The sequence below is a fragment of the Lancefieldella parvula genome (assembly GCF_963547875.1).
Lineage (GTDB): Bacteria > Actinomycetota > Coriobacteriia > Coriobacteriales > Atopobiaceae > Lancefieldella > Lancefieldella parvula_D.
The window spans coordinates 1-21,649 of the sequence record NZ_CAUUSI010000012.1 but is presented as its reverse complement, the minus strand read 5'-3'; the positions used below and the strand labels follow the sequence as shown (position 1 = coordinate 21,649).

21 protein-coding genes are annotated in these 21,649 nt (G+C 49.4%); 15 read left to right on the top strand and 6 right to left on the bottom strand.

The features are described 5' to 3' along the window. Position 1 precedes the first annotated feature (1 nt). Together metA and yfcE are read left to right on the top strand one after the other, a co-directional pair. Entirely contained in the window at positions 2–985 is a 984-nt protein-coding gene (gene metA, locus RWJ96_RS05295; protein ID WP_314019333.1) for a homoserine O-succinyltransferase, read from the top strand. Between the two features lie 129 nt (positions 986–1,114). Further along, positions 1,115–1,675 (top strand): phosphodiesterase, encoded by a 561-nt coding sequence (gene yfcE, locus RWJ96_RS05290; RefSeq protein ID WP_314019332.1) that lies wholly within the window; start codon positions 1,115–1,117, stop codon positions 1,673–1,675. A gap of 81 nt (positions 1,676–1,756) precedes the next feature. Here yfcE and RWJ96_RS05285 read toward each other — a convergent pair whose 3' ends face one another. Beyond that, positions 1,757–2,476 (bottom strand): GntR family transcriptional regulator, encoded by a 720-nt coding sequence (locus tag RWJ96_RS05285; RefSeq protein WP_314019331.1) that lies wholly within the window; start codon positions 2,474–2,476, stop codon positions 1,757–1,759. Between the two features lie 133 nt (positions 2,477–2,609). On the opposite strand from RWJ96_RS05285, the gene RWJ96_RS05280 reads away from it, so the two are divergent. The 5 genes from RWJ96_RS05280 (at position 2,610) to RWJ96_RS05260 (ending at position 7,136) form a co-directional block, all read left to right on the top strand. Beyond that, on the top strand, positions 2,610–4,007 hold the full coding sequence (locus RWJ96_RS05280; RefSeq protein WP_314019329.1) for a glycoside hydrolase family 1 protein: 1,398 nt from the start codon (positions 2,610–2,612) through the stop codon (positions 4,005–4,007). Positions 4,008–4,030: 23 nt separating this feature from the next. Beyond that, the gene (locus RWJ96_RS05275) at positions 4,031–5,470 is read left to right on the top strand and encodes a PTS transporter subunit EIIC (RefSeq protein WP_314019327.1); all 1,440 of its coding nucleotides are present in this window, start codon (positions 4,031–4,033) and stop codon (positions 5,468–5,470) included. A 76-nt stretch (positions 5,471–5,546) separates the two neighbouring features. Continuing rightward, positions 5,547–5,843 (top strand): PTS sugar transporter subunit IIB, encoded by a 297-nt coding sequence (locus RWJ96_RS05270; RefSeq protein WP_314019325.1) that lies wholly within the window; start codon positions 5,547–5,549, stop codon positions 5,841–5,843. A gap of 55 nt (positions 5,844–5,898) precedes the next feature. Continuing rightward, positions 5,899–6,234 (top strand): PTS lactose/cellobiose transporter subunit IIA, encoded by a 336-nt coding sequence (locus tag RWJ96_RS05265; protein WP_314019323.1) that lies wholly within the window; start codon positions 5,899–5,901, stop codon positions 6,232–6,234. 14 nt (positions 6,235–6,248) lie between these two features. Then, on the top strand, positions 6,249–7,136 hold the full coding sequence (locus RWJ96_RS05260; RefSeq protein ID WP_314019322.1) for an ROK family protein: 888 nt from the start codon (positions 6,249–6,251) through the stop codon (positions 7,134–7,136). A 122-nt stretch (positions 7,137–7,258) separates the two neighbouring features. Here the strand turns inward: RWJ96_RS05260 and RWJ96_RS05255 are convergent, their stop codons facing one another. Both RWJ96_RS05255 and asnA read right to left on the bottom strand, forming a co-directional pair. Continuing rightward, complete coding sequence (locus RWJ96_RS05255) at positions 7,259–8,788, bottom strand: zinc-ribbon domain-containing protein (RefSeq protein WP_314019321.1); 1,530 nt, start codon at positions 8,786–8,788, stop codon at positions 7,259–7,261. Positions 8,789–8,954: 166 nt separating this feature from the next. Next, positions 8,955–9,956 carry an aspartate--ammonia ligase gene (gene asnA / locus RWJ96_RS05250; protein ID WP_314019320.1) on the bottom strand — a complete coding sequence of 334 codons (1,002 nt, stop codon included), beginning with the start codon at positions 9,954–9,956 and terminating at the stop codon, positions 8,955–8,957. A 312-nt stretch (positions 9,957–10,268) separates the two neighbouring features. Here asnA and RWJ96_RS05245 point away from each other — a divergent pair, with 312 nt between their 5' ends. The 3 genes from RWJ96_RS05245 (at position 10,269) to RWJ96_RS05235 (ending at position 12,153) form a co-directional block, all read left to right on the top strand. Continuing rightward, positions 10,269–10,700 (top strand): DNA starvation/stationary phase protection protein, encoded by a 432-nt coding sequence (locus RWJ96_RS05245; protein ID WP_314019319.1) that lies wholly within the window; start codon positions 10,269–10,271, stop codon positions 10,698–10,700. Positions 10,701–11,060: 360 nt separating this feature from the next. Continuing rightward, on the top strand, positions 11,061–11,546 hold the full coding sequence (locus RWJ96_RS05240) for a DUF5067 domain-containing protein (RefSeq protein ID WP_314019317.1): 486 nt from the start codon (positions 11,061–11,063) through the stop codon (positions 11,544–11,546). A 97-nt stretch (positions 11,547–11,643) separates the two neighbouring features. Further along, the gene (locus tag RWJ96_RS05235; protein WP_314019316.1) at positions 11,644–12,153 is read left to right on the top strand and encodes a hypothetical protein; all 510 of its coding nucleotides are present in this window, start codon (positions 11,644–11,646) and stop codon (positions 12,151–12,153) included. 116 nt (positions 12,154–12,269) lie between these two features. Here the strand turns inward: RWJ96_RS05235 and RWJ96_RS05230 are convergent, their stop codons facing one another. From RWJ96_RS05230 to RWJ96_RS05220, 3 genes are all read right to left on the bottom strand, one after another. Then, positions 12,270–12,620, bottom strand: coding sequence for a cupin domain-containing protein (locus RWJ96_RS05230; protein ID WP_035428394.1), 351 nt, complete (start codon positions 12,618–12,620; stop codon positions 12,270–12,272). Positions 12,621–12,727: 107 nt separating this feature from the next. Continuing rightward, positions 12,728–14,293 (bottom strand): autoinducer-2 kinase, encoded by a 1,566-nt coding sequence (lsrK, locus tag RWJ96_RS05225; protein ID WP_314019315.1) that lies wholly within the window; start codon positions 14,291–14,293, stop codon positions 12,728–12,730. Between the two features lie 14 nt (positions 14,294–14,307). After that, the gene (locus RWJ96_RS05220) at positions 14,308–15,222 is read right to left on the bottom strand and encodes a sugar-binding transcriptional regulator (RefSeq protein ID WP_314019314.1); all 915 of its coding nucleotides are present in this window, start codon (positions 15,220–15,222) and stop codon (positions 14,308–14,310) included. Between the two features lie 283 nt (positions 15,223–15,505). Here RWJ96_RS05220 and RWJ96_RS05215 point away from each other — a divergent pair, with 283 nt between their 5' ends. The 5 genes from RWJ96_RS05215 (at position 15,506) to lsrF (ending at position 21,448) form a co-directional block, all read left to right on the top strand. Then, on the top strand, positions 15,506–17,059 hold the full coding sequence (locus RWJ96_RS05215) for a sugar ABC transporter ATP-binding protein (protein ID WP_314019313.1): 1,554 nt from the start codon (positions 15,506–15,508) through the stop codon (positions 17,057–17,059). 10 nt (positions 17,060–17,069) lie between these two features. Then, the gene (locus tag RWJ96_RS05210) at positions 17,070–18,146 is read left to right on the top strand and encodes an ABC transporter permease subunit (RefSeq protein WP_314019312.1); all 1,077 of its coding nucleotides are present in this window, start codon (positions 17,070–17,072) and stop codon (positions 18,144–18,146) included. Beyond that, positions 18,146–19,180, top strand: a complete 1,035-nt coding sequence (locus RWJ96_RS05205; RefSeq protein ID WP_314019310.1) for an ABC transporter permease — start codon at positions 18,146–18,148, stop codon at positions 19,178–19,180. Before RWJ96_RS05210 ends, RWJ96_RS05205 begins: the two co-directional genes overlap by 1 nt. 45 nt (positions 19,181–19,225) lie before the next feature. Then, positions 19,226–20,350, top strand: a complete 1,125-nt coding sequence (locus RWJ96_RS05200; RefSeq protein WP_314019308.1) for a substrate-binding domain-containing protein — start codon at positions 19,226–19,228, stop codon at positions 20,348–20,350. 219 nt (positions 20,351–20,569) lie between these two features. Then, positions 20,570–21,448, top strand: coding sequence for a 3-hydroxy-5-phosphonooxypentane-2,4-dione thiolase (lsrF, locus tag RWJ96_RS05195; RefSeq protein ID WP_035428381.1), 879 nt, complete (start codon positions 20,570–20,572; stop codon positions 21,446–21,448). The last annotated feature ends 201 nt before the right edge of the window (positions 21,449–21,649 follow it).

Below are 21,649 nucleotides of genomic sequence, written 5' to 3'. Positions count from 1 at the left end.
CATGCCTATTAATATTCCAGATGGTTTACCAGCTAAGAAGACACTGCATGAGGAGCGTATTTTTGCGCTTGAGGAAGAAGTTGCAGAACACCAGGAGATTCGCCCGCTGCGCCTGGCAATTTTGAATTTAATGCCTAAGAAAATTCAGACAGAAACACAGATTCTTCGCTTGATTTCAAAGTCTCCCATACAGGTTACCTGTGACTTTATGCGTATTTCTTCACATGAATCTAAAAATACTGCCGCCGACCATCTGGTAACGTTTTATTCAACTTTTGATGACTTCAAAGATAAAAATTACGACGGTCTGATTATCACGGGCGCTCCTATTGAGGACCTCAAATACGAGGATGTTGACTACTGGGATGAATTTTGTCGCATTGTCGACTGGTCTCAGGAACACGTCTTTTCTACTATGTACCTGTGCTGGGGAGCACTAGCTGGTCTGTATTACCTGCACGATATCCCTAAGAAGATGCTGGGCGCTAAGCTCTTTGGTATTTTCCCGCAGCGTTTATGCGATGAGTATTGCTTTCTCACTAATGGATTTGATGAGGTACATCACATGCCTCATTCTCGCCATGCTGCTATTGAGACGTCAGCTCTGGCAAATCATCCTGAGCTTGCAGTGCTTTCTGAGGGCTTTACCAGTGGTCCTGCACTTCTCGCTACAAGAGACTTCCACGAGATTTTTGTAACCGGTCATTTTGAATATGACCGCGATACGCTTGCAGAGGAGTATTGGCGTGACTTCCACAAGGGTCTGCCTATTCGTCTGCCAGAGAACTACTTCCCCGATAATGATCCAGAAAAGCAGCCGCTGTTTACTTGGCGTGCCCATGCAAACCTGCTGTATCGCAATTGGATTAACTGGGTGTACCAGATGACGCCGTACAACACAGACGAGATACCTGCGGCTATTGCAGATCTTCGTCAGCGTGTTGCCAAGGCCGATCCTGATGCAAGGATGACCGGTAGGTTCTAAGCAGGTATTTGCACGGTGACCGAATCGATATTGCTCGCAACAGGTTAGATGCCGTCGATACAATAAAATAATTGATTGATATACGCGTATAAAACTACGTGTAGAAGCACGTATAGAGAGGATACGTAGATGAAGGTTGTAATTGCTTCAGATATTCACGGCGCTGCCGACTATTGCGAGAAGCTCATGCAGGTCATAGAGGAGGAGCAGCCAAAGTACGTTTTGCTTCTTGGCGATTTGCTTTATCACGGCCCTCGCAACGATCTTCCTGCAGACTACGCACCAAAGCGCGTTATTGAGATGTTGAACAGCATTTCCGATAAGGTTATTGCGGTCCGCGGAAATTGCGAGGCAGAGGTTGACCAGATGGTCCTTGACTTCCCTTGCATGGCCGATTACAACATCTTGTTCGATAAAGATCCAAAGACTGGCGAGCAGTTCACCATCTTCTTTACGCATGGTCATGTGTTTGGACCTGGTGTTCATAACAGCGTTGACAAGTGGCCTCAGATGCCAAGCCTTGATGCGTTTGTCTACGGTCACACGCATAGAAAGTATAACGAGAAGGGCCATGACCATCCTGAGGTCACCGTATTTAACCCAGGTTCCGTGGGTATTCCAAAGGATGGTACCCATAGCTGCGGAATCTATGAGGATGGCGAGTTTAGGCACGTAATCCTTGGTGAGTAAGTCTGTGTTGTCCACACGCAAAAAAAATGGCGAGAAGATCAATTGGTCTTCTCGCCATATTTGTGTCGCTGTGTCAGAGGTTTAGTGCATAGAAATAGTCATGAGCTCATAGCCATGTGCATGTCGCGAGATGGAATATTCAAACGCACGACCATCGTCGATATAGCCGATTTGCTCAACCTCTAAGAGGGGGTCGCCCGTGCTAATTTCTAGTCGAGAGGCTTCAACCTCAGTAGGCATGACTGCCCTAATAACACGGTGTGCATTAGCAATTCTAAGTCCAATTTCGCTTTCAATATAGTTGTAAATCGAGTGCTCTAGATGGGCCATTTTAAGATTGGGAACTAGGCTAATAGGCATGTAGGTGTACTCGATGACCTGCGCAATCCCTTCAACAAGCCTGACGCGCACAATTCTGTAAACAAAATCTTCGGTAGTAATATCAAGAGCTTTAGCAATGTATTCAGAGGGACGCTCAACTTCAAAGGTATAGACCTTTGATTTAACGCGCTCACCTCGGGCAGCGTGTTCAGCCATGAAGCCTTCCATTTGACCGGAGACTTCTTTACTTGGCTTAATTTGTGTTCCTTCTTCCAGCTTTTTGACAAAAGTGCCGGAGCCTTTTCGCCTGAAGATAAGCCCTTGCTGCTCAAGAACTTCTAGTGCCTTATTAATGGTAATTTTGCTCACTTCATATTGCTCGCAGAGCTGAGCAACAGAAGGCAGGCGAGAATAAGCAGGATACGTGCCTATAGCAATATCAGTTTTAAGATCCTGAACAATCAAATCGTACTTATTCATGGCACCTCCTCAGGTAGCAAAATTTTACTTTGCATTCTATCTGATTTGCATTAGTATACTACATAGAAAACCTAACATATCTGTTTTATAAAGTTGACATGTCAGGTTTAGATACTTTTGAGAAAGGATGGGCATGTCGTATCAGTTGCCTGAGAATTTCTTCTTTGGTGGGGCAATGTCTGGTCCACAGACCGAGGGTAAATGGCAAGACGGAGGAAAGCTGCCAAACCTTTGGGACACCTGGTCTAACCTGGACATTCATGCATTCCACAACCGCGTTGGTTCCTACGCCGGAAATGACTTTACAGAAAGAATGGAAGACGATCTTCAGCTTCTCAAGTCTCTTGGCTTGGATTCCATTCGCACTTCTATCCAGTGGAGCCGTTTGTTGGACATTAACGGCAACCTTAATCCAGAGGGCGAAAAGTACTATCACCACCTTTTTGCTGTTGCTAAGAAGGTTGGTATTGAGATTTTTGTAAACCTTTACCACTTTGACATGCCTGAATACCTCTTCAACCGCGGTGGCTGGGAGTCTCGTGAGGTTGTTGAGGCATACGCACATTACGCGCGCATTGCTTTTGAAACGTTTGGAAAAGAGATTCGCTATTGGTTCACTTTTAACGAGCCAATTGTTGAGCCAGAGGTCCGTTACACACTTGGTGGCTGGTATCCCTTTGTTAAAAATTATTCGCGTGCTCGTGCTGTTCAGTACAACATTTCACTTGCTCACGCGCTTGGTGTTCGCGAGTATCGTCGTGCAAAAGCAGCAGGTTTTATGCTTGAGGACTCTCGCATTGGCCTCATCAACTGCTTTGCACCACCATATACCAAAGAGAATCCATCTGAGGCAGATCTTGAGGCGCTACGCATGACCGACGGTGTCAACATTCGCTGGTGGCTTGACCTGGTAACTAAGGGTGAGCTTCCACAGGATGTCATTGATACGCTGCAGGCCCGTGGTGTTGACCTTCCTATCCGTCCCGAAGACGAGCTTATTCTTGCCGACGGCGTTGTGGATTGGCTGGGCTGCAATTATTACCATCCAGAGCGCATTCAAGCTCCTGCAAAAGATATTGATGAGAATGGTATTCCAAACTTTGCTGACCCGTATGTTTGGCCAGAAGCGGAGATGAATGTATCCCGTGGTTGGGAGATTTACCCACAGGGACTCTACGACTTTGCCATGAAAGTTCGCGATGAGTATCCAGAGCTTGAGTGGTTTGTTTCCGAGAATGGCATGGGTGTAGAGCGAGAAGATCTTAAAAAAGATGAAAACGGCGTAATTCAGGACGACTACCGTGTTGATTTTGTCCGTCGCCATCTTGAGTGGATTGCCCGCGCAATTCAGGACGGCGCAAAATGCCGTGGTTACCACTACTGGGCCATTATCGATAACTGGTCTTGGGCAAATGCTTTTAAGAACCGTTATGGCTTTGTTGAGGTTGACCTGGAAGATAACTACAACCGTCGTCTTAAGAAATCAGCTGAGTGGCTTAAGCAGGTTGCCACTACACATATAGTTGACTAGAAACTCGTGAAAGGAGTTTGCTCATGGCAAAAGATAATGGCCAAGCATCGTTTCTAGATAAATTTGCAGAAGTTTCTGCAAAAGTAGGCAATCAAGTTCACTTGAGGAGCCTGCGCGATGCATTTGCAACTGTCAGCCCAATTTACATTTTGGCTGGTATTGCAGTACTGATCAACAACGTTCTGTTCCCACTCATCTTTGCAAATGATCCAGTTACCTTGGCTAATTTCAAGGTTTGGGGTGCAGCAGTTGCTCAGGGCACTCTGAGTTTCTCGGCAGTTATTCTTGCAGGCATTATTGGTTATTGCCTCGCTCGTAACAAGCGTTTTGAAAACGCAATCTCTTGTGTTGTTATTGGTATTGCTGCACTTATCATCATGATGCCTCAGAGCATTGTTGCTACTGCAGGCGCTGTTCTTCATGCAGCAAACGCCGCTGATGCAGCAGCTGCAGCAGTTGCACTTCCTGTCGCTGATGTTGCTAAGCTTCTGCCAACCGGCTATGCAGTTACCGGCGTTGATGTAACTGGTGCTTTCTCCACTTCCTTCACCGGTACTAACGGCCTCTTTGGTGCAATCATCATTGGCCTGCTTTCTACCACCATCTTCATTAAGCTCTCCAGCGTTAAGCAGCTGAAGGTCAGCCTTGGTGAGGGCGTTCCACCAGCGGTTGCAGATTCTTTTAACACCATGATTCCAATGATGTTGACCTTGACCGTTTTTGGTATTGCTTCTGCTCTTCTTGCAGTTTGTGCTGGTACTGACCTTATGACCATCATTGCAACAAGCATTTCTGCCCCACTGAAGGGCCTCATGAATGCTGGTCCATTTGCAGTCATCATCATCTACACCTTTGCTAACCTGCTCTTCTGCCTTGGCATTCACCAGTCCACCATCTCTGGTGTTCTGATCGAGCCAATCCTGACCATGCTTATTGTTGATAACATGGCAACCTTTGCAGCTGGTCAGCCAATTCCTCAGGACCACTACATGAACATGCAGATCATCAACACCTTTGCGCTGATCGGCGGTTCTGGTTGTACTCTGATGCTGCTTCTTGACACCTTTGTATTCTCTAAGAACAAGGCTTCCAAAGATGTTGCGGCACTTTCTCTTCTTCCAGGTATTTTCAACATCAACGAGCCAGTTATTTACGGTTACCCAATCGTCTTTAACCTTCCTTTGATGATTCCATTTGTTCTTGTTCCAGATTTGTTCATCGGCCTGACCTACCTGTTCACCAACCTTGGTTGGATTAGCCCTTGCGTTGCAATGGTTCCTTGGACCACTCCAGTATTCCTGAGTGGTTGGCTGGCAACCGGTGGCGACTATCGTGCCGTTATCTGGCAGGTCATCGAGGTTCTTCTCGCTATGGCAATTTACCTGCCATTCATGAAGATTTCCGAGCGCGCACAGGCCAAGCAGGCTGAGGCTCTTGCAGAGAACGCTCAGGATGCAGAGTAGTTTGTAAGCTTATAATCTGAGTATCACTTGAAGCCAGCCGTCGTATTTGGTGGCTGGCTTATCAAAAGGAGATCACATGAAAATCTTACTTGCTTGCAATGCTGGAATGTCCACTAGCCTGCTTGTTCAGAAGCTTCAGAAAGAGGCTGCTTCTCGTGGTTTGGACGTAGAGATTATTGCAAATCCTCTTAATAAGGCGCTTGAGCTTATTGATGGTGCAGATGTCTTTTTGCTTGGACCTCAGATTGCGTATGCAAAGGCAGATGTTGAGGCTGCAGCAGGATCTATTCCTGTAGCTGTTATTCCTATGGTTGATTACGGCAGGATGAACGCTGCAAAGATTCTTGACGATGCACTTGAGCTTATCAAATAAGCTGTAAAAGATTTTGTGAGCTCTTAAGTACTCAAGAAAAGAGTATGGGGTAAAAATGGCTTTAGATGATGAAATGACTGCTACGCAAGAAGCAGCCTTTGAGATTATTGCTACCGTTGGAACGGCAAAGTCAATGTATATTGGCGCTATCCAGAAGGCAAAGGCAGGCGATATTGAAGGTGCTCGCGCAGATGTTCTCGCTGGTACAGAGATCTTTAATGAAGGCCATAGCACGCACCTGAACATGCTCCAGCAGTCTGCAATTGACAACAGTAACGTTGAGTTCTCGCTCATTTTGCTCCACGCTGAAGATCAGCTTATGCAGGCTGAATCTTTCCGCATCATTGCTGAGGACTTCATCGACGTGTACGAGAAACTCCTTAACAAGTAACTGGCGAGATAAACATGTGTGCAGAAACGCTTCTTGGCGGTATTGAGTTTGGCGGAACAAAGATTATTCTTGCCACGGGTACACCAGACGGAAAAATTTACGAGCGTGAGGTCTTTCCTACGATAGCGCCAGAGTCTGTTTTGCCAAAGATTGTGGGCTGGTTCAAAGCTCGCTCTATTCAGGCTCTAGGTGTTGGAGCATTTGGCCCCACGGGAGTCAATCCTGATCTGCCTAGCTACGGAAAGATTCTCTCGACTCCTAAGCAAGGCTGGCGCAACTTCAATCTGTTGCAGGCGTTGAAGGATGGACTGAACGTCCCTGTTGGATACGACACCGACGTTAATGCAGCTTGTTTAGGAGAAGCAGTTTTTGGTGCAGCTCGCGGCCTTGATAACGTTGTCTACCTGACAGTAGGAACTGGAATTGGCGCCGGCGTGCTGCTTGAAGGAAAACTCCAGCACGGCATGCTTCACCCCGAGGCTGGTCATATCCTTGTTGAACGTGAGGCAAATGACCCTTGGCAGCAGACCAAGTGTCCCTATCACCAGAATTGCCTTGAGGGGCTGGCATCAGGTCCTGCTATTCAAGAGCGCTGGGGACTTCCAGCTGTTGAGCTTACTGAGAAAGACGAGGTATGGGAGCTTGAGGCTGCCTACCTTGCAAAAGCCCTCTCCACATATGTAATGTGCTACTCACCTCAGCGCATTATTTTGGGCGGAGGCGTCATGGAGCAGAAGCAACTGTTCCCGCTCATTCAGCAGAAACTTGTTGCGTATCTCAACGGCTACATCAACACTCCAGAGATAGAGGACATACAGAATTATGTTGTTCCTGGAGGTTGCGAGGGAAACCAGGGCATTCTAGGTGCTTTGGTGCTTGGACAGCGCGCGCTCGGTGCGTAATTACTTGGCAAGAAGAACGACTACCGTTTAGAACAGCGTTCACTTTGTAAAGAAATGGCGAGAAGATCTATCGGTCTTCTCGCCATATTTGTGTCTTGTGACGTGCGGTTTTCTAGTCAGCGTTACTTCCTAGAAAGTGTGTCAGTATTCCAAGTACTGCTCTGAGAGCTGATGGTTACGGTTCTTCCACCGTTGGTGGAAGAGAGGGTGAAGGGCTCGCTTCTGCCACTGACCTGGCCGTTGAAGTCAAGTTCAAGCTTTGACTCATCACCGGTCCAGGTGCCACGAACCTCAGGCTGACCACCAGTGCGCCAAATGACCGTGCCGTCCTTCTGAATGACAACCTCCATCGGCTTGCCGTCGGTGCCGGTACCGCTATAGGTGCCAACCCACTTTTGGGCCTTCTTGCGGTCTTCTTCGGACTTCTTATCCTTATCTTTTTGTTCTTGCTCTTTTTTGGTCTTCTCGGCCACGCCAGATTTAAGAGTTTCACCCTTCTTTATCTGGTCGGATACGCGAGAGTGGTATGAATCATAGGTTGAATTATTGCCTGTGTCGTCTCCCCAGATAACCTTCTCGTGCTCAATATCTCCGAGAAGGGCCTGTAGCTCAACAAGCTTATTTGCCACAGACTTTTGATCCATAGTATTTGCGGTATCTGTGTCGTTGAAGCTGTTTGCGGTTAGCCTGCGCTTGTAGTCGGCCTCAAACCAGTCGCGAATGCTCTTCTGTCGATCAGAGATCGAGCTATTCAGAACGTTGATTCCTGTATCGTCACTGCCATTAGGCATACGGAACTGCCCATTCTTCTGATCAGTCTGAATCTGTTCTTCAATTTCATTGAGTTTCTCGTACTGGTTAAGAAGTTCAACACGACTACTGTCACTGCGAGGATCAACGCCAACGCTCTCTATCTGTTCCTGATAGGTTGCAATGCGCTGCTGGACGGCGCTGCGCTTGGCTGCGTCGTCTTGGTGGGACTGAATGACCCAAGCAATGGCCAGTACACCTACAACCAGAACGGCCGCAAGTAGGCCAAATGCCACCTTACGCAGAGAATCCGAGCCGTCCTTGGTTTGCTTGCGCTCAACGGAACTAGGTCCGCTTGAAACAACGGTGAACTGCGAAGGGTCGAAGTGCGAAATAGCAGTTGAATCAACGTCGTCAGAGGTGAAGACGTCGATGCGATCTGGGTCATTAATGAAAGCCGTAGGCTCCTCGTCAGCAGCGTTGGAGTTTGCGATTACGGTGGGGTCTGCGTCAGCATCTGCGTCAGCGTCTGCAACGGCGTCCGAGTCGGTGACAGCGGTAGGCGCCTCATCTGGGGTGATGTAGGAGTCGTCTGTCGATACCTCTAGGAGTGAGGTTTCTGCAGCAGTTGTGTCTTCGTCATCGGCTGGATACTCTGCCAGGACAGTTGCGTCTGGATCAGTTACGGTTTCAACTGGCTCATCAGCTTCTGCTGGTGCGATGGCCTCAGTGGCTGTGGTGGAGTTGTCGGGTGCGGTTTCTGGTGTGGGTCCTGTGGACTCGACGAGCGCATCGGGCTTCTCGACGTTTGCGGCGTCCGCGACGTCAGAAAGCTTCTGTCCGCAGTTGGAACAGAACTTTGCGTGCTTGTCAATTTCAGCTCCGCAGTTGGGGCAATTCATAGAGTCGCTCCTTAAATCGCCAGTTAGACTCAGTGGCTTTTAATTACACTGGGTTACTATTGTAGCGTTAACAGGAGAAACGCCAAAATGTTTTTAGTTTTGAAGGCGGTCGCGCGCGTTTAATGACATGCGATGTAGATCCGCTTTGCGTGTTCAGGCTCGCTGCTTAGAGCAGAGAAACACCAGCTTCAGCGCAACAATCCTCGGTTTGCTTGTCCCAGATAGATGCCTGTACCTCTCCGACGTGCGCTTTTTCTAGTAGCAGCATGCAGAGACGGCTCTGGCCGATGCCGCCGCCAATGGTAAAGGGCAGCTCGCCGTCAACGAGCATCTTGTGGAACGGCAGCTCAAGGCGGTCCTCGCATCCAGCGATTGCCAGCTGCGACTTAAGCGCCTCGGCGTCAACGCGGATGCCCATACTGCTAATCTCTACCGCGCAGTCTAGGGTCTCGTCCCAGAACAGCAGGTCACCGTTGAGCGACCAGTCGTCGTAGTCAGGGGATCTAAAGTCGTGAGGCTGGCCGGAGTTCAGAGTGCCGCCAATGCCCACGATAAACGTGGTTGGATGCTCGCGAACAAACAGATTTTCTCGCTGTTTAGGCGTCTGAGTAGGGTAGAGGTCCTCCAGCTCCTGCGAGGTTACAAAGGTGACTTCGCGGCTGAGCCGCGTGTTGAGCTGGGGATAGTGCCACTTGAGCTCGTCGAGCGTGCCGCAGATTGCCTCGACAATGCGGCAGACAGCGTCTTCCAGCGTGTCGGTGTTGCGCTCGTCCTGCGTGATGATGCGCTCCCAGTCCCACTGGTCCACGTAAATGGAGTGCAGGTTATCGGGCTGTTCGTCGCGACGGATAGCGTTCATGTCGCAGACCAGGCCGCGACCGACGGCAAAGTTGTAGCGCCAGAGTGCATAGCGCTTCCATTTTGCGAGCGACTGAACTACCTCGGCGTTTTTGCCGACGTTTGGCAGGTCAAATGCAACCGGATGCTCGACACCATTGAGGTTGTCGTTCATACCGGTAAGCGGGTCAACAATCAGTGGAGCGGTGACGCGCGACAGCTTCAGTGCGGCGCACAGCTTGGTCAAAAACACGTTCTTGACCTGCTCAATTGCTTTTTGAGTATCGTAAAGCGAAAGGCTTGAACGGTAGCCCTCTGGAATCTTGGTCATGTGGTCTCCTTGCAAGAGAGCGCTAAAAATTTGATTGCGCTGATTTTGCCTTCTTTCCACAACCCTTTAGCGAGAAACCCGTGTGATTTAACCGTTTTGTCAAAAAGACAATCGTGCGGCAATTTTCTACACATGGTAACTGCAGCTAAATAGGACATCGAGCGCGGATTCGTTGCAACATAACAGCCGTCAAAAAGATTTCTCAAAAACTTTTGAAAAGTAAGTATAGGGTAACTTACTTTGGGAATATAACAGTTAACTAGTAATCATTACTAGTTACTAAAGGATATATCTAATAGAAAGGTGTTAACCATGCTAAACGATAAGCTCAACGTTCTTCTCGCTAACTACGCTGTTGAGGCCCACAAAATTCACAACTTCCATTGGTATGTCAGCGGTCCTTCTTTCTACAACGTGCACACTGACCTCGACGAGGTTTACGGTGCAATGTATGACCAGCTTGACGAGGTTGCCGAGCTCATCCTGATGAACGACGGCTCTCCACTGGGCTCCATGGATTCCTTCCTCAAGAACGCAACTCTTTCCGAGGCTGCTGAGGGCTTCAAGAATCCTCAGGAGATTTTCGAGTCCATTCTTGCTGACTACGAGGCAATTCGCGCTTTCGCAACAGAGATCAAGAAGGATGCAGATGCTGAGGACAACTTCCTTGTTTCCGCAGCTATGGATGAGCACATCGCTCTTCTCTCCAAGACTATTTGGATGATTAAGCAGTCCAACAAGTAAGTTTGGCCCTTGGTCAGTTAACCTCTGGGTGGTCGATGAGCGCGGCCCTTGGAAATAGCCAGCTTCTTGGCAAACGACCAGCTTATTGACAAACGACCAGATAAACGTTGTGTTTCTTTCTTTCCCTTATGAACTAAAAATGCCGTCGGGTTTCCGGCGGCATTTTTCGTGGGCGCATAATTACCCGGGTTTTGAATCAATCGACACTGAAAAATCCGCAAGGCGTTCCGCAACCAGGTCAACTGTCCAATGTAGTGGACACATGACCGCATTTCAATGACTACTATCTGCACTGTAGTAAGTGTTCTTGTTCAAAAAGGCGTTTAACAGGCAAAAGACACATCAAACATAGGAGGAATTATGTCTTTAACACGTCGCGAGTTCATTTATGCAGGTGCTTCTAGTTTGTTCGCCCTAGGATTGGTAGGATGCGGAAACAGCAACACAACATCCACGTCTACCTCTGATACACAGAAGGAAGAGCCAAAGAAGTCAGAAGAGAAGCAGCCAGAAAAGTATGAGGTTACCATTGGCACACTCACACAGATTACTGATTACAACGGGAATCCAGCAGCAAAAATCACGTTTAACTTCACAAACAACTCTGATGAGACGGCTGCATTTATGAGTTCGGTGCGAGTTGAAGCGTATCAAGATGGTCAGCAGCTTGAAAGTGCAATTTCTGACGGCGTCAATTGGGAAAGCAGTATGACAAAGATTAAGACTGGCACAAGCCTTGATGTTGAGCAAGCTTACAAGCTTATTAGCTCGTCCGATGTTGAGGTAGAGGTATATCCGCTCTTTGGCAAGGATAAGCTTGCTGCTCAGACTTTTAGCCTTCAGTAAAGAGTCTCCTGTTTATACTGTCCAGTTTGATGGACACATACCATCCACTTGATAAGGGATACTCCTTATCAAGTGGTTTTTTGTATGGAAGGGTCAAATGACAATGTATACCCAAGTGCTCATTTTTGGACGCTATCTCTATATGAAAGAGTGTTTATTTTTTGATGTTACAACTAGAAAGCTTATAGCTCGTGAAGTCCATTCACCAAAATTTAGAGAAGGCATGAGACCGTTTATACTTCTTAAGTATTCGTTTTCTAAAGATGAACAAAATGTCTTTAAGGTCATTGAGAATCTGTTTTTAGAATCGCAAGAAATTAAATCTAGAGAATTAAAAATTACAGCGTCTGAGTGTCAGAAAATTAGCAACAAAATTAATGACCTAACAAACCCAATCGTTAACGGAATGTTAGAAGAGGAGCAGGAGAGAATTTCTGCTGTTAATCATGGACAGGGGATAATACTGGATGAGGGGCTAACTTACAAAGTAGTTTTACGAGGCAACGCAATGATCCCTTTAGTTTTTGATGAGATACGGTTTGGATCAGAATTGTATGAGCTAATTGCGCTGATTCACTTGACATTATGGAATGTTCCAACGTTGTAGCCTAGAAAAAGAGGACCACCATCAGGCAGCCCTCTTAGCATTTGCGCTGGCGAGAAGAACGTTGCACTTGAACGACCTTCTCGCCAAGCGCTGGTCCTTCTCGCTAAATGTTGATTTTAGTAGGTAGGGTTCTCTACCTCAACCTTGTCGACCTCCTGGAAAGGAGCAAGGGTTGAGACCATGACGATTGGCTCGTCGTAAGGGTTGTTGACGTAGTGGACCTCGCCGGGCTCAATGTGGATGAAGTCGCCAGCTGAGAGGGTGTGGACCTCGCCGTCAACCACAATGTCCACCTTGCCCTGGAGGATGTGGAAGTTCTCCTCCATGATGTTGTGGTAGTGAGCCTGGAAATCCTGGCCTGGCTGGAACTGGACCATGGCATAGTTCATGCGGGGGCCCTTCATCAGGTACTTAGGACCGTGATCTCCACACCTGTACTCAAAATCGTTCTCGTTGACAATAAACATCTTGCTTTCCTTTCAGGCGCAACTTTTGATGCGACCAAACGTTCTTCTTGCGTGCCTCGCGGCGGTGACGTGTGCCTCGCGGCGGTTACGCGCGACGCCCCCAGCACTTACAGGCCAGGTGCTCTCCACATGCTCTTGACCTTGCCCTCTTCTGCAAGCTCAAGCTGACTCTTGTAAACATCCTTCCACTGGACATAGAGCTGGTCGTAAACAGCCTTGTTGTCTGGGTTGGGGGAGAATGTCTTATCCCATTTAACAACGCGCTTTGCACCCTCAGCGATGCTTGGGTAGATGCCCACACCGTAGCCTGCAAGGACAGCGGCGCCCAGAGCAGTTGCCTCTTTGACCTTTGGGATGCGGACGTTCTTGCCAGTAACGTCGGCAACAATCTGTGCCCACAGAGAACACTTGGAAGCGCCACCTGCAAAGATGAGCTCGTCTGGCTCATTGCCCGTAGCTTCTTTGACCAGTTCAATATGGCCGCGGACGAGAAGGGCGGTGTTCTCCAAAATTGCGCGATAGAAGGTGTACTTATTGAAACGCTCTGGATCAAGCTCAAAGTTGGTGAACGTTGGGCTTGCGTGGATCCAGTGGATGTAGTTCATAACGTCACTGAAGCAGCAAAGCATACCGTGGCTACCAGCAGGAATCTCTGCAGCGCGCTCGTTCATGACCTCATACACGTCATCAATGCCGCGCTCTCTTGCCTCGGCCTTTTCTGCCTGGCAGAAGCCGTCGCGATACCAGCGCATAACCAGACCAGGCTTGAATGCCAGAGCCTCGTACTGCCAAATCTGCGGAATAGCATGGCAGTTTACACGGACGCGATACTCTGGGTCTGGAGTGCTCTTATCGGTGTTGAACTCGTACTGCCAGAAGCTGCCGCCAAAAACACCAGCCTGACCAGGCTCACAAGCGCCAACGCCAATCATGCCCAGCTGGCAATCACCGCCGCCGACAACAACAGGCGTACCCTCGGCAAGACCCGTCTCTGCTGCGGCATCTGCAGTTACAGCGCCAAGAACTTCTCCGCACTCGACGACCTGTCCAAACAGGTCGTCGCGAAGACCACACTCCTTTGCAATCTCTGGATCCCAGGCACGCTCTTCCAGGCTCATGATGCCGGTGGTACTGCCGTTTGATGGCTCAACTGCCAGAATACCGGTGAGCTTGTAAGCAAGCCAGTCGTTGAACATGCCAATCTTGGCTGCCTTGTTGTAGATTTCTGGCATCTTGTTCTTAACCCAAAGAAGACGAGGTAGAGCGCCTAGTGCATAGGTCTGACCACTCTTCTGGTAAATCTTCTTCTCAAGCTCTGGATCCATATCAATGAGCTGCTTGACCTCATCGACACTTCGGGCGTCAACGTTAGCGCATGCCCAAATCTCGTTGCCGTCTTGGTCATACAGAAGGATGCCCTCGCGCATGCAGGTGGTGGAAATACCTGCAATTTCTTTAGGATCAATGGAGGTCTTTGCCAAAACCTCTTTGATGCAGTCCAGAGCAAGCTGCCAATTAGTAACCCAATCAAAGTCCATGCTGCCAGGCCAACGAGGGTCCTTATGGTGCTCCCACTCGCGCTGAGCAACCCCAACCTGTTCACCGTCAACACTAAAGAGAACGGCGCGAATACTTCCTGTTCCCGCGTCTAGTGCAAGAAGATACTTGCTCATCAGATCCTCCTTGTTTACGAAAGAAGCAGCTCAGCAGCGGTGTCTGAATCCGTGATTAGCACGTTCAGATAGCCGCCGTTAAGTACTGCCTTAATTGCCGAAACTTTATCTTTGCCACCAGCAACGCCAACAACGTTTTTGAGCTGGCGAAGCTTGTCTAGATCGGTACTAATGACGCGATCTTCAATTTCTGTCTGAATAAGATTGCCGTCTTTATCCATAAAGTGATTCAGGACGTCGCCGACGGCTCCTTGCATCTTAAGTACGGTCAGCTCGCCCTCGTTAAGGATGCCGTTGCGCAAAACGGTGGCGCCCTCAACTGCGGCGCCGATGCCGACCACACTCATGTCTGCATATTCCGTCATAGTGGACACGTCTTGCAGGCTTTTCTCGTCAAGAAGCGCATCGCGTACTTGGCGAGAAGATACAACAAGTGGAGACGGTGTCAGAAACAGGTGCATGGAGTAGGCGGTGGTGCCAACAGTTGGCAGGTAGTAGCTCACGCCGCCCGTAAGGCTAACAACGTTGAGCGACTCCTCGCGGTTCTTGGCAAGAACTCCCAGCATACGGCTGACGGTATCGCCGTAGCCAATGTTGAGGTAGCCGTCCTCGCGTAGGTGGTCAGAGACGTAGTGAGCTGCGCCCTGAGCAATAGATTGGTTGATTGTAGAGCTGTCCAGGGGAGTTGGGACCACAAAAGCGTCCTTGAGGCCAAAGCGGTCAATAAGGAGCTGTTCTGCGGAAACGCGCTGGCTGTCGTTTTTTCTGAAGCTGAACTGAACAATGCCCTGCGCGCGAGCTTCTTCAAGTAGACGGATAACTTTTGCACGAGAAACGCCCATGACCTCAGCAATCTGAGCCTGGGTGTTATCTTCCATGTAGTAATACCACGCAGCCTTGGTGGCTAGTGCATATGTTTGCTCGTCCATCCGTCCTCCAGTTGATACTTTTGTTTAATACTAAAACATTTGTACCTAACATACTAGATTTTATTATAGTAATTATTCTCCCTATTAACAGGAAGATATACTACAAATACCATAATTACGCATAGAGGTATTTCGGACTATTGTTCATTTAACAATCAAAAATACCATTCACGGCAGTAATAATACCGTTTGCCGTGACGGTGCTTTGAAGAATGTCTATTTATAGATATCTTCAAAGTGTGAGATTTTGTACGGCCGTTTGTTATTTTTGGTAGGAGGTACTATGGGTGAATCTTTTGACATCGATATCGATGCCACTGACCCAAAGTCGCCTGAAGGAAAAGACGTGTGTGAGGAGTGCGACACACTTCTTTCCGTCCGCGGAATCAGAAAGTCATTTGGTTCCAACGAGGTATTAAAAGGCATTAACTTAGATTTGGCGCCAGGAGAGGTCATCTCTCTTATTGGTGGCAACGGTTCCGGTAAATCTACCCTCATGAAGATCATCATGGGTATTTACTCTGCCGATGAGGGAGAAATTTCTATCGATCGTCAAAAGGTTGATATCTCCAACCCTAAGGCCGCGCTTGCACACAGTATTTATATGGTTCCTCAGGAGCCAATGCTGTTCCCTAACATGACCGTTAGAGAGAACATCACCATTGGCTTTGAGGCTCCAAAAGCTGAGCTCAACAAGATGCTCGAAGATACTATGAAAGAGATTGGCTGGGAGCTTGATCTGGATCGCAAGGCAATGACGCTTTCTATTGCTGAGCAGGGCATGGTTGAGATTCTCCGCGGTCTTATGCGCCACTCCGAGATTCTTATTCTGGACGAGCCAACTTCTGCGCTTACCTTTGACGAGGTGCAGAGCCTCTTCAAGGTAGTCCAGGAGCTCAAGCAGAAAAACATTGGCATTATTTACATCACCCACCGCCTGGCAGAGGTCTTTGAGATTTCTACCAGCATTGGCATTCTGCGCGACGGCGTTATGGCTATGCGCGGCAAGGTAGAGGACTTTACGCGAGAAGATCTTGTACGCGGACTTCTTCCACCAGACGCAGCAGAGATTAAGAAAGAGATTGCCGAGAGCGCAAACATTGATTACGACGCAGAGCCAATCTTTGAGCTTGCTGAGTTCACTGGTTATGGTTTTGCTGACGTAAACCTCAATATTTATCCAGGCGAGATTGTTGGTCTTGCAGGTATCGTTGGTGCTGGTAGATCAGAGATGGCCACCACTATTTACGGTATGGATAAGGTGCTTGGCGGCAAGGTATTTGTCGATGGTAAAGACATTACTGGCAAGTCCACCAAAGACGTTATTGCTGCAGGTCTGAGCTATGTTCCAGAGGACCGCTTTAATGACGGTCTGTTTAGAATTCGCGATGTTGCTGAGAACACTACCAGTGCTCTGCTTGCAAACTCTTCCCTTGGTAAGCTGCTGCTTAACCGCAAAGAAGAGGACAGGGTTTCTCAGAACTACGTTGATAACTTCCGTACCAAGGTCACAGGCCTTGATCAGGAGGTAGGCGGTCTTTCTGGTGGTAATCAGCAGAAGATTGTTATTGGCCGCGCATTCTCGGTTGCTCCAAAGGTTGTTATTTTGGACGAGCCAACTCGTGGTATTGACGCTGCTGCTCGTGGCGATGTATACGCTGTTCTGCAGGAGCTCCGTAAGCAAGGTGTTTCTATTCTTCTGATTTCTTCTGATATGGAAGAGATTATTGAGCTTGCTGATCGCGCGTTCACCATGTACCAGGGACGCATTAATCACGAGTTCAAAAAAGAAGAAATTACGCAGGACAACCTCATGTCCGCTGCATTTGGATTGTAGGAGGTGACGTATGGATCTTGTAAAGCGCCTTCTCAAGGCTAGGGGACTGAGCAGCCTCGCATTCCTGATTGCTCTCTTTATTATTGTTGGTGCAATGAATCCTGCATTCTTGACGCCAGCAACAATTGCTGCCTGCTTTAACACGTCCGTTGTCTACACATTGGTCGCTGTTGGCGTGGCTTTCACCCTGTTCATTGGTGAGATTGACGTTTCTGTTGGTTCCAACCTGGGTCTTGTTGCTGTGGTAGTTGGTAGCATGCTGAGAGATGGAACTCCACTTCCCGTTGCTTGCATGGTAGGTATTCTTATTGGTGTAGCAATTGGTCTAGTAAACGCCTGGGGCGTTGCTGTTATGAAGGCCCCATCGCTCATCTTTACCCTGGGTACCAACGGCGTTCTGCGCGGTATTGTTTACGTTTACACCAACGGCCAGTGGGTTGAGAACCTCCCTAAGGAGTTCAAGGACTTCTCGGCAGTAACTGGTATTGGCGACTTCACGGTGTACTACTGCGCAGTTATTGCGCTGGTTATTCTGATTCACTTTGCACTAACCCAGACCCGTCGTGGTCGCTGGTTTGCAGCAGTTGGCGATAACGCTAACGGTGCAACTCTGGTTGGTATTCCAGCTCTTCAGACCAAGATTCTGGCATACGTCATCTGTGGCGTTATGGCAGCTATCGGCGGCATTATCTTCTGCAGCCGTATTGGCTTTGTTACCCCAATGAGCGGTAACGGCTACGAGATGAAGGCTATTGCAGCTTGTGTTCTTGGCGGCGTCAGCCTGCTTGGTGGCGTTGGCTCCGTCCTTGGCGCAGCTGTCGGTTCCGTCATCATGGCATCCATCAGCTACCTGTTGGTCTTCATGGGCTTCTCGTCAAATTACGACAACGCAATTACCGGCGTTATTCTGATTGTCATTGTTGTTGTGGACGCCCTGCTTCAGCACCGTTCCATTGTTCAGAATAGGCATGCTCGTCTGAACGCACGTGTTTCTCCAAAGGCAACTTCCGAGGTTCTTGCAGAGCAGATTGCAGACTTTGGTGAGGCAGCTCTGAGCCCTTCAGGTAAGAAGGGCGGTGTTCGCTAATGATGAAGACACTTAAGGGATTCTTGTCCAAGGGTCAGACAAGCTGGAATATGATTCTCATCGGTCTGCTGGTACTTGAGTTTGTCATTTTTGGTTCTGCTAACGCTAAGTTTCTGCGTCCAGCACTGTTGTTTACCAGCATTAACGATAACCTACCCGTATTTATGATCTCGCTCTTTGTAACGCTTGTTATGGTTACCGGCGGCATCGATATCCAGGTTGCATCTCTGGTTGGTCTGACGTCCATCACCATTGGCGTTGGCTGGCAGGACTTTGGTCTTCCTATCTGGGGCGCTGTGGGCGTTGCCTTTGTCTTGGTTGTTGCTTGCGGCGCGCTTTCGGGCTTTTTGATTGCGTACTGTCGAGTGCAAGCAATGGTTGTTACCCTAGGAGGCAGCTTCCTGTACTCTGGTCTGGCGCTGCTCATCTCCACGCTCTCCAAGACCGAGAGCTACCAGGGAATTGGCGGTTTCCCCGAGGACTTCAAGTTTGTATCTAACTTCCAGCTCTTTGGCGTCATCCCATTCCAGCTGCTGATCTACATCCTGATGCTGGTTATCGCGTTCATTCTGCTGCACAAGACCAAGTATGGTCGCCGCATCACCCTGGTTGGCGTCAACCAGAGCGCAGCTGAGTTCTCTGGTATCAACAGCCGTCGTGTCATTATGTCCACCTACATGCTCACCGCAGTTTCCGCTGTTATTGCAGGCGTGGTTCTGACCGCTTACCTGGGCACCGCTAAGTCCGATCTTGGCGCTGACCTTACCATGGACATCATCACCGCAGTTGTTTTGGGTGGCACGCTCTCCACAGGTGGTAAGGGCTCCATTGTTGGTACCGCACTTGCTTCGTTTGTTATTGCATTCTTGCGCTTCGGGTTGCCACTGTGCTTCAAGGTAAGCCCACAGTACCTGGATATTCCTGTTGGTGTCCTGCTGGTTGTTGTCATCGTTGCTCGATCGGCAGCAAGCGGAACAAATATTGGTACGTTTTTGAAATCGCTGCTTTCAAGCAGCAGTAAAGCCAAGGCATAAGCTTTGGGGAAATTGTGCCTTAGGCACAGACAAGGGAGGTTACCTATGCAAGAGATTACTCGTCGTGGTTTTATTGGTGCCGCTGGTATCACCGCAGTTAGCGCTGGCCTCGCTCTGGCAGGCTGCAATAATGGTGGTGGCGAGAAGAAAGAAGAGACCAAGAAGTCCGAGGGTGGCGGAGACGTCAAGGGCAAGACCGTAGCATTTATTCCTAAGGTCACTGGCAACGCATTCTTCGAGTCCGCAAACAAGGGCGCACAGGACAAGTCCAAGGAGTGGGGCTTCACCGTTGATTACATCGGCGACGCAACCGCTTCCGTTTCCGCTCAGGTTTCCGTCATCAACCAGGCAGTTGCTAACGGTGTAGACGCAATCAGCATCTCTACCGTTGACGCAAAGGGTGTTTCTGACGCTCTGAAGAAGGCAACTGCTGCTGGTATCGTAGTTACCACTTGGGACTCCGACGCTAACCCAGAGGATCGTACCCTCATGGTTTCTCAGGGCACCCCAGAGATCCTTGGCCAGATGCTCGTTGACATGGGCGTCGCTGGCCTCAAGGAGCGCGGCAAGGATCCAGAGAAGGACGAGATCACCTACGTCTGGCACTACTCCCAGGCAACCGTTACCGACCAGAACTCCTGGCAGGTAGCTGCACAGAAGATCATCAAGGAGAAGTATCCTAAGTGGAAGAACGTCCACGAGAACTACTACTCCAACCAGGACGCTGAGCAGGCAATCACCATTGGTGAGGCAATTCTCGACGCTTACCCAGATATTGACCTGATCATCTGCAACGACTCCACCGCTCTTCCTGGCCAGCTTCAGGCTGCAGAGAACAAGGGCTACGACGAAAAGAAGATCACCATCACCGGTTTTGCTTCTCCACAGTCCATCAAGTCCTACTGCGAGCACGGCACCATCTACAACTGGGGCCTCTGGGACTGCGCAGTTCAGGGCGCTATGGGTTGCTACGTTGCAGCATTCCTTGCAGCTGGTAACGAGGTCAAGGTTGGCGACACCATCTCCATCCCAAGCATCGGCGATGTCAAGGTTGAGCCTAACGACTCCATCGCCGAGGGTGCAAAGACTGCCGAGAAGAACAACGGCGTAGTCCTGCTTCCTGAGCGCCTTGTCTTCACCAAGGAGAACATGAACAACTACTCCTTCTAAGTAGAGGCGTACGTTTACAGCTGGCGAGAAGACCGATCTTCTCGCCAGCTTATGAGGTAATTCAGCCGCAGAGGAGGGTGGTCCTCCCGGGGCGGACGCCCAAAATGGTGCATTCTCTTACGAAGCACGTTCTCTTACGAGACGCGCTCTCTTACGAGGCAGCTTCGCCCAAGAAGTCGCCTTCTCTGCGCGCTTTAAGGTTTTATTGAAAGGATTTTCATGGCAGATCTGGACGGATTGAAAGTAGCTAAGGATTATCACGTAGACACTCCTTTTGCTAACAATCAGGGATTTTATGTAAAGGGTGCAAATAACCTCGACTGGGGTATGCAGAAGCACCTCTCCAACATCTTTGATCCAAAGAGCGGCAACACTGTAATGTTCGCATTTGACCACGGTTACTTCATGGGCTCAACCGCTGGCCTCGAGCGTCTTGACCTACTGCTTCCACAGCTTGCTCCTTACGTTGACTGCTTCATGGGCACCCGTGGCGCAATCAGGACTTGCGTTTCTCCTGAGGTTTCTAAGGGCATCGCTCTTCGCGTTTCTTCTGGTTCTTCTATGCTGCAGTCTGACCTCTCGCACGAGGTTGTTGCTGTTGACATTGAGGATGCTATCCGTATGAACGCAGACTGCATGGCTGTTCAGACCTTCATCGGCGCTGATGGCCAGCTCTCCAGTATTGATAACCTCAGCCAGGTCATTAACGCTGGCTTCCGCTACAGCATTCCTACCCTTGGCGTTTGCGCTGTTGGTAAGGATATGGAGCGCACCGGCCGCTTCTTCAAGCTTGCAACCCGTATCATCGCTGAGATGGGCTGCCAGATTGTTAAGACTTACGACTGCGAGGACTTCGAGGAAGTCGTTGCAGCATGCCCAGTTCCAATTGTTGTTGCTGGCGGTAAGAAGCTTGCTGAGCGCGACGCTCTGCACCTTGCATACGACGTTATCCGCAAGGGTGCACGCGGCGTTGACATGGGCCGCAACATCTTCCAGAGCACCCATCCTCTGCAGATGGCCGAGGCTGTCCGCATGATCGTTCACGAGGGCGCAACCGACGCTCAGGCATGGGAGTTCTTCGAGGACGCAACCCACTAAGAGTGCGCACGGTGCGGTGGCGCCGCAGGTCCACGCGACCTCCGGTCACGAAAGCGCTGCTCACACGCGGCTTTTTCATGTGACGAGAAACACACTGACCTTGAGCTGGTAATCCGTAAGGATTACCAGCTTTTTTTGTGGCGCGATAGCGTCGGCTTTTAGGCCTGGCGCACAAAATAGCGCAGCTTTGGTAGGTCTCGC

What these genes read in the sequence shown, in the direction of transcription:
- metA (WP_314019333.1), top strand. Translation starts at nt 2, where the DNA reads ATGCCTATTAATATTCCAGATGGTTTACCAGCTAAGAAGACACTGCAT.
- yfcE (WP_314019332.1), top strand. Translation starts at nt 1,115, where the DNA reads ATGAAGGTTGTAATTGCTTCAGATATTCACGGCGCTGCCGACTATTGC.
- RWJ96_RS05285 (WP_314019331.1), bottom strand. Translation starts at nt 2,476, where the DNA reads ATGAATAAGTACGATTTGATTGTTCAGGATCTTAAAACTGATATTGCT.
- RWJ96_RS05280 (WP_314019329.1), top strand. Translation starts at nt 2,610, where the DNA reads ATGTCGTATCAGTTGCCTGAGAATTTCTTCTTTGGTGGGGCAATGTCT.
- RWJ96_RS05275 (WP_314019327.1), top strand. Translation starts at nt 4,031, where the DNA reads ATGGCAAAAGATAATGGCCAAGCATCGTTTCTAGATAAATTTGCAGAA.
- RWJ96_RS05270 (WP_314019325.1), top strand. Translation starts at nt 5,547, where the DNA reads ATGAAAATCTTACTTGCTTGCAATGCTGGAATGTCCACTAGCCTGCTT.
- RWJ96_RS05265 (WP_314019323.1), top strand. Translation starts at nt 5,899, where the DNA reads ATGGCTTTAGATGATGAAATGACTGCTACGCAAGAAGCAGCCTTTGAG.
- RWJ96_RS05260 (WP_314019322.1), top strand. Translation starts at nt 6,249, where the DNA reads ATGTGTGCAGAAACGCTTCTTGGCGGTATTGAGTTTGGCGGAACAAAG.
- RWJ96_RS05255 (WP_314019321.1), bottom strand. Translation starts at nt 8,788, where the DNA reads ATGAATTGCCCCAACTGCGGAGCTGAAATTGACAAGCACGCAAAGTTC.
- asnA (WP_314019320.1), bottom strand. Translation starts at nt 9,956, where the DNA reads ATGACCAAGATTCCAGAGGGCTACCGTTCAAGCCTTTCGCTTTACGAT.
- RWJ96_RS05245 (WP_314019319.1), top strand. Translation starts at nt 10,269, where the DNA reads ATGCTAAACGATAAGCTCAACGTTCTTCTCGCTAACTACGCTGTTGAG.
- RWJ96_RS05240 (WP_314019317.1), top strand. Translation starts at nt 11,061, where the DNA reads ATGTCTTTAACACGTCGCGAGTTCATTTATGCAGGTGCTTCTAGTTTG.
- RWJ96_RS05235 (WP_314019316.1), top strand. Translation starts at nt 11,644, where the DNA reads ATGACAATGTATACCCAAGTGCTCATTTTTGGACGCTATCTCTATATG.
- RWJ96_RS05230 (WP_035428394.1), bottom strand. Translation starts at nt 12,620, where the DNA reads ATGTTTATTGTCAACGAGAACGATTTTGAGTACAGGTGTGGAGATCAC.
- lsrK (WP_314019315.1), bottom strand. Translation starts at nt 14,293, where the DNA reads ATGAGCAAGTATCTTCTTGCACTAGACGCGGGAACAGGAAGTATTCGC.
- RWJ96_RS05220 (WP_314019314.1), bottom strand. Translation starts at nt 15,222, where the DNA reads ATGGACGAGCAAACATATGCACTAGCCACCAAGGCTGCGTGGTATTAC.
- RWJ96_RS05215 (WP_314019313.1), top strand. Translation starts at nt 15,506, where the DNA reads ATGGGTGAATCTTTTGACATCGATATCGATGCCACTGACCCAAAGTCG.
- RWJ96_RS05210 (WP_314019312.1), top strand. Translation starts at nt 17,070, where the DNA reads ATGGATCTTGTAAAGCGCCTTCTCAAGGCTAGGGGACTGAGCAGCCTC.
- RWJ96_RS05205 (WP_314019310.1), top strand. Translation starts at nt 18,146, where the DNA reads ATGATGAAGACACTTAAGGGATTCTTGTCCAAGGGTCAGACAAGCTGG.
- RWJ96_RS05200 (WP_314019308.1), top strand. Translation starts at nt 19,226, where the DNA reads ATGCAAGAGATTACTCGTCGTGGTTTTATTGGTGCCGCTGGTATCACC.
- lsrF (WP_035428381.1), top strand. Translation starts at nt 20,570, where the DNA reads ATGGCAGATCTGGACGGATTGAAAGTAGCTAAGGATTATCACGTAGAC.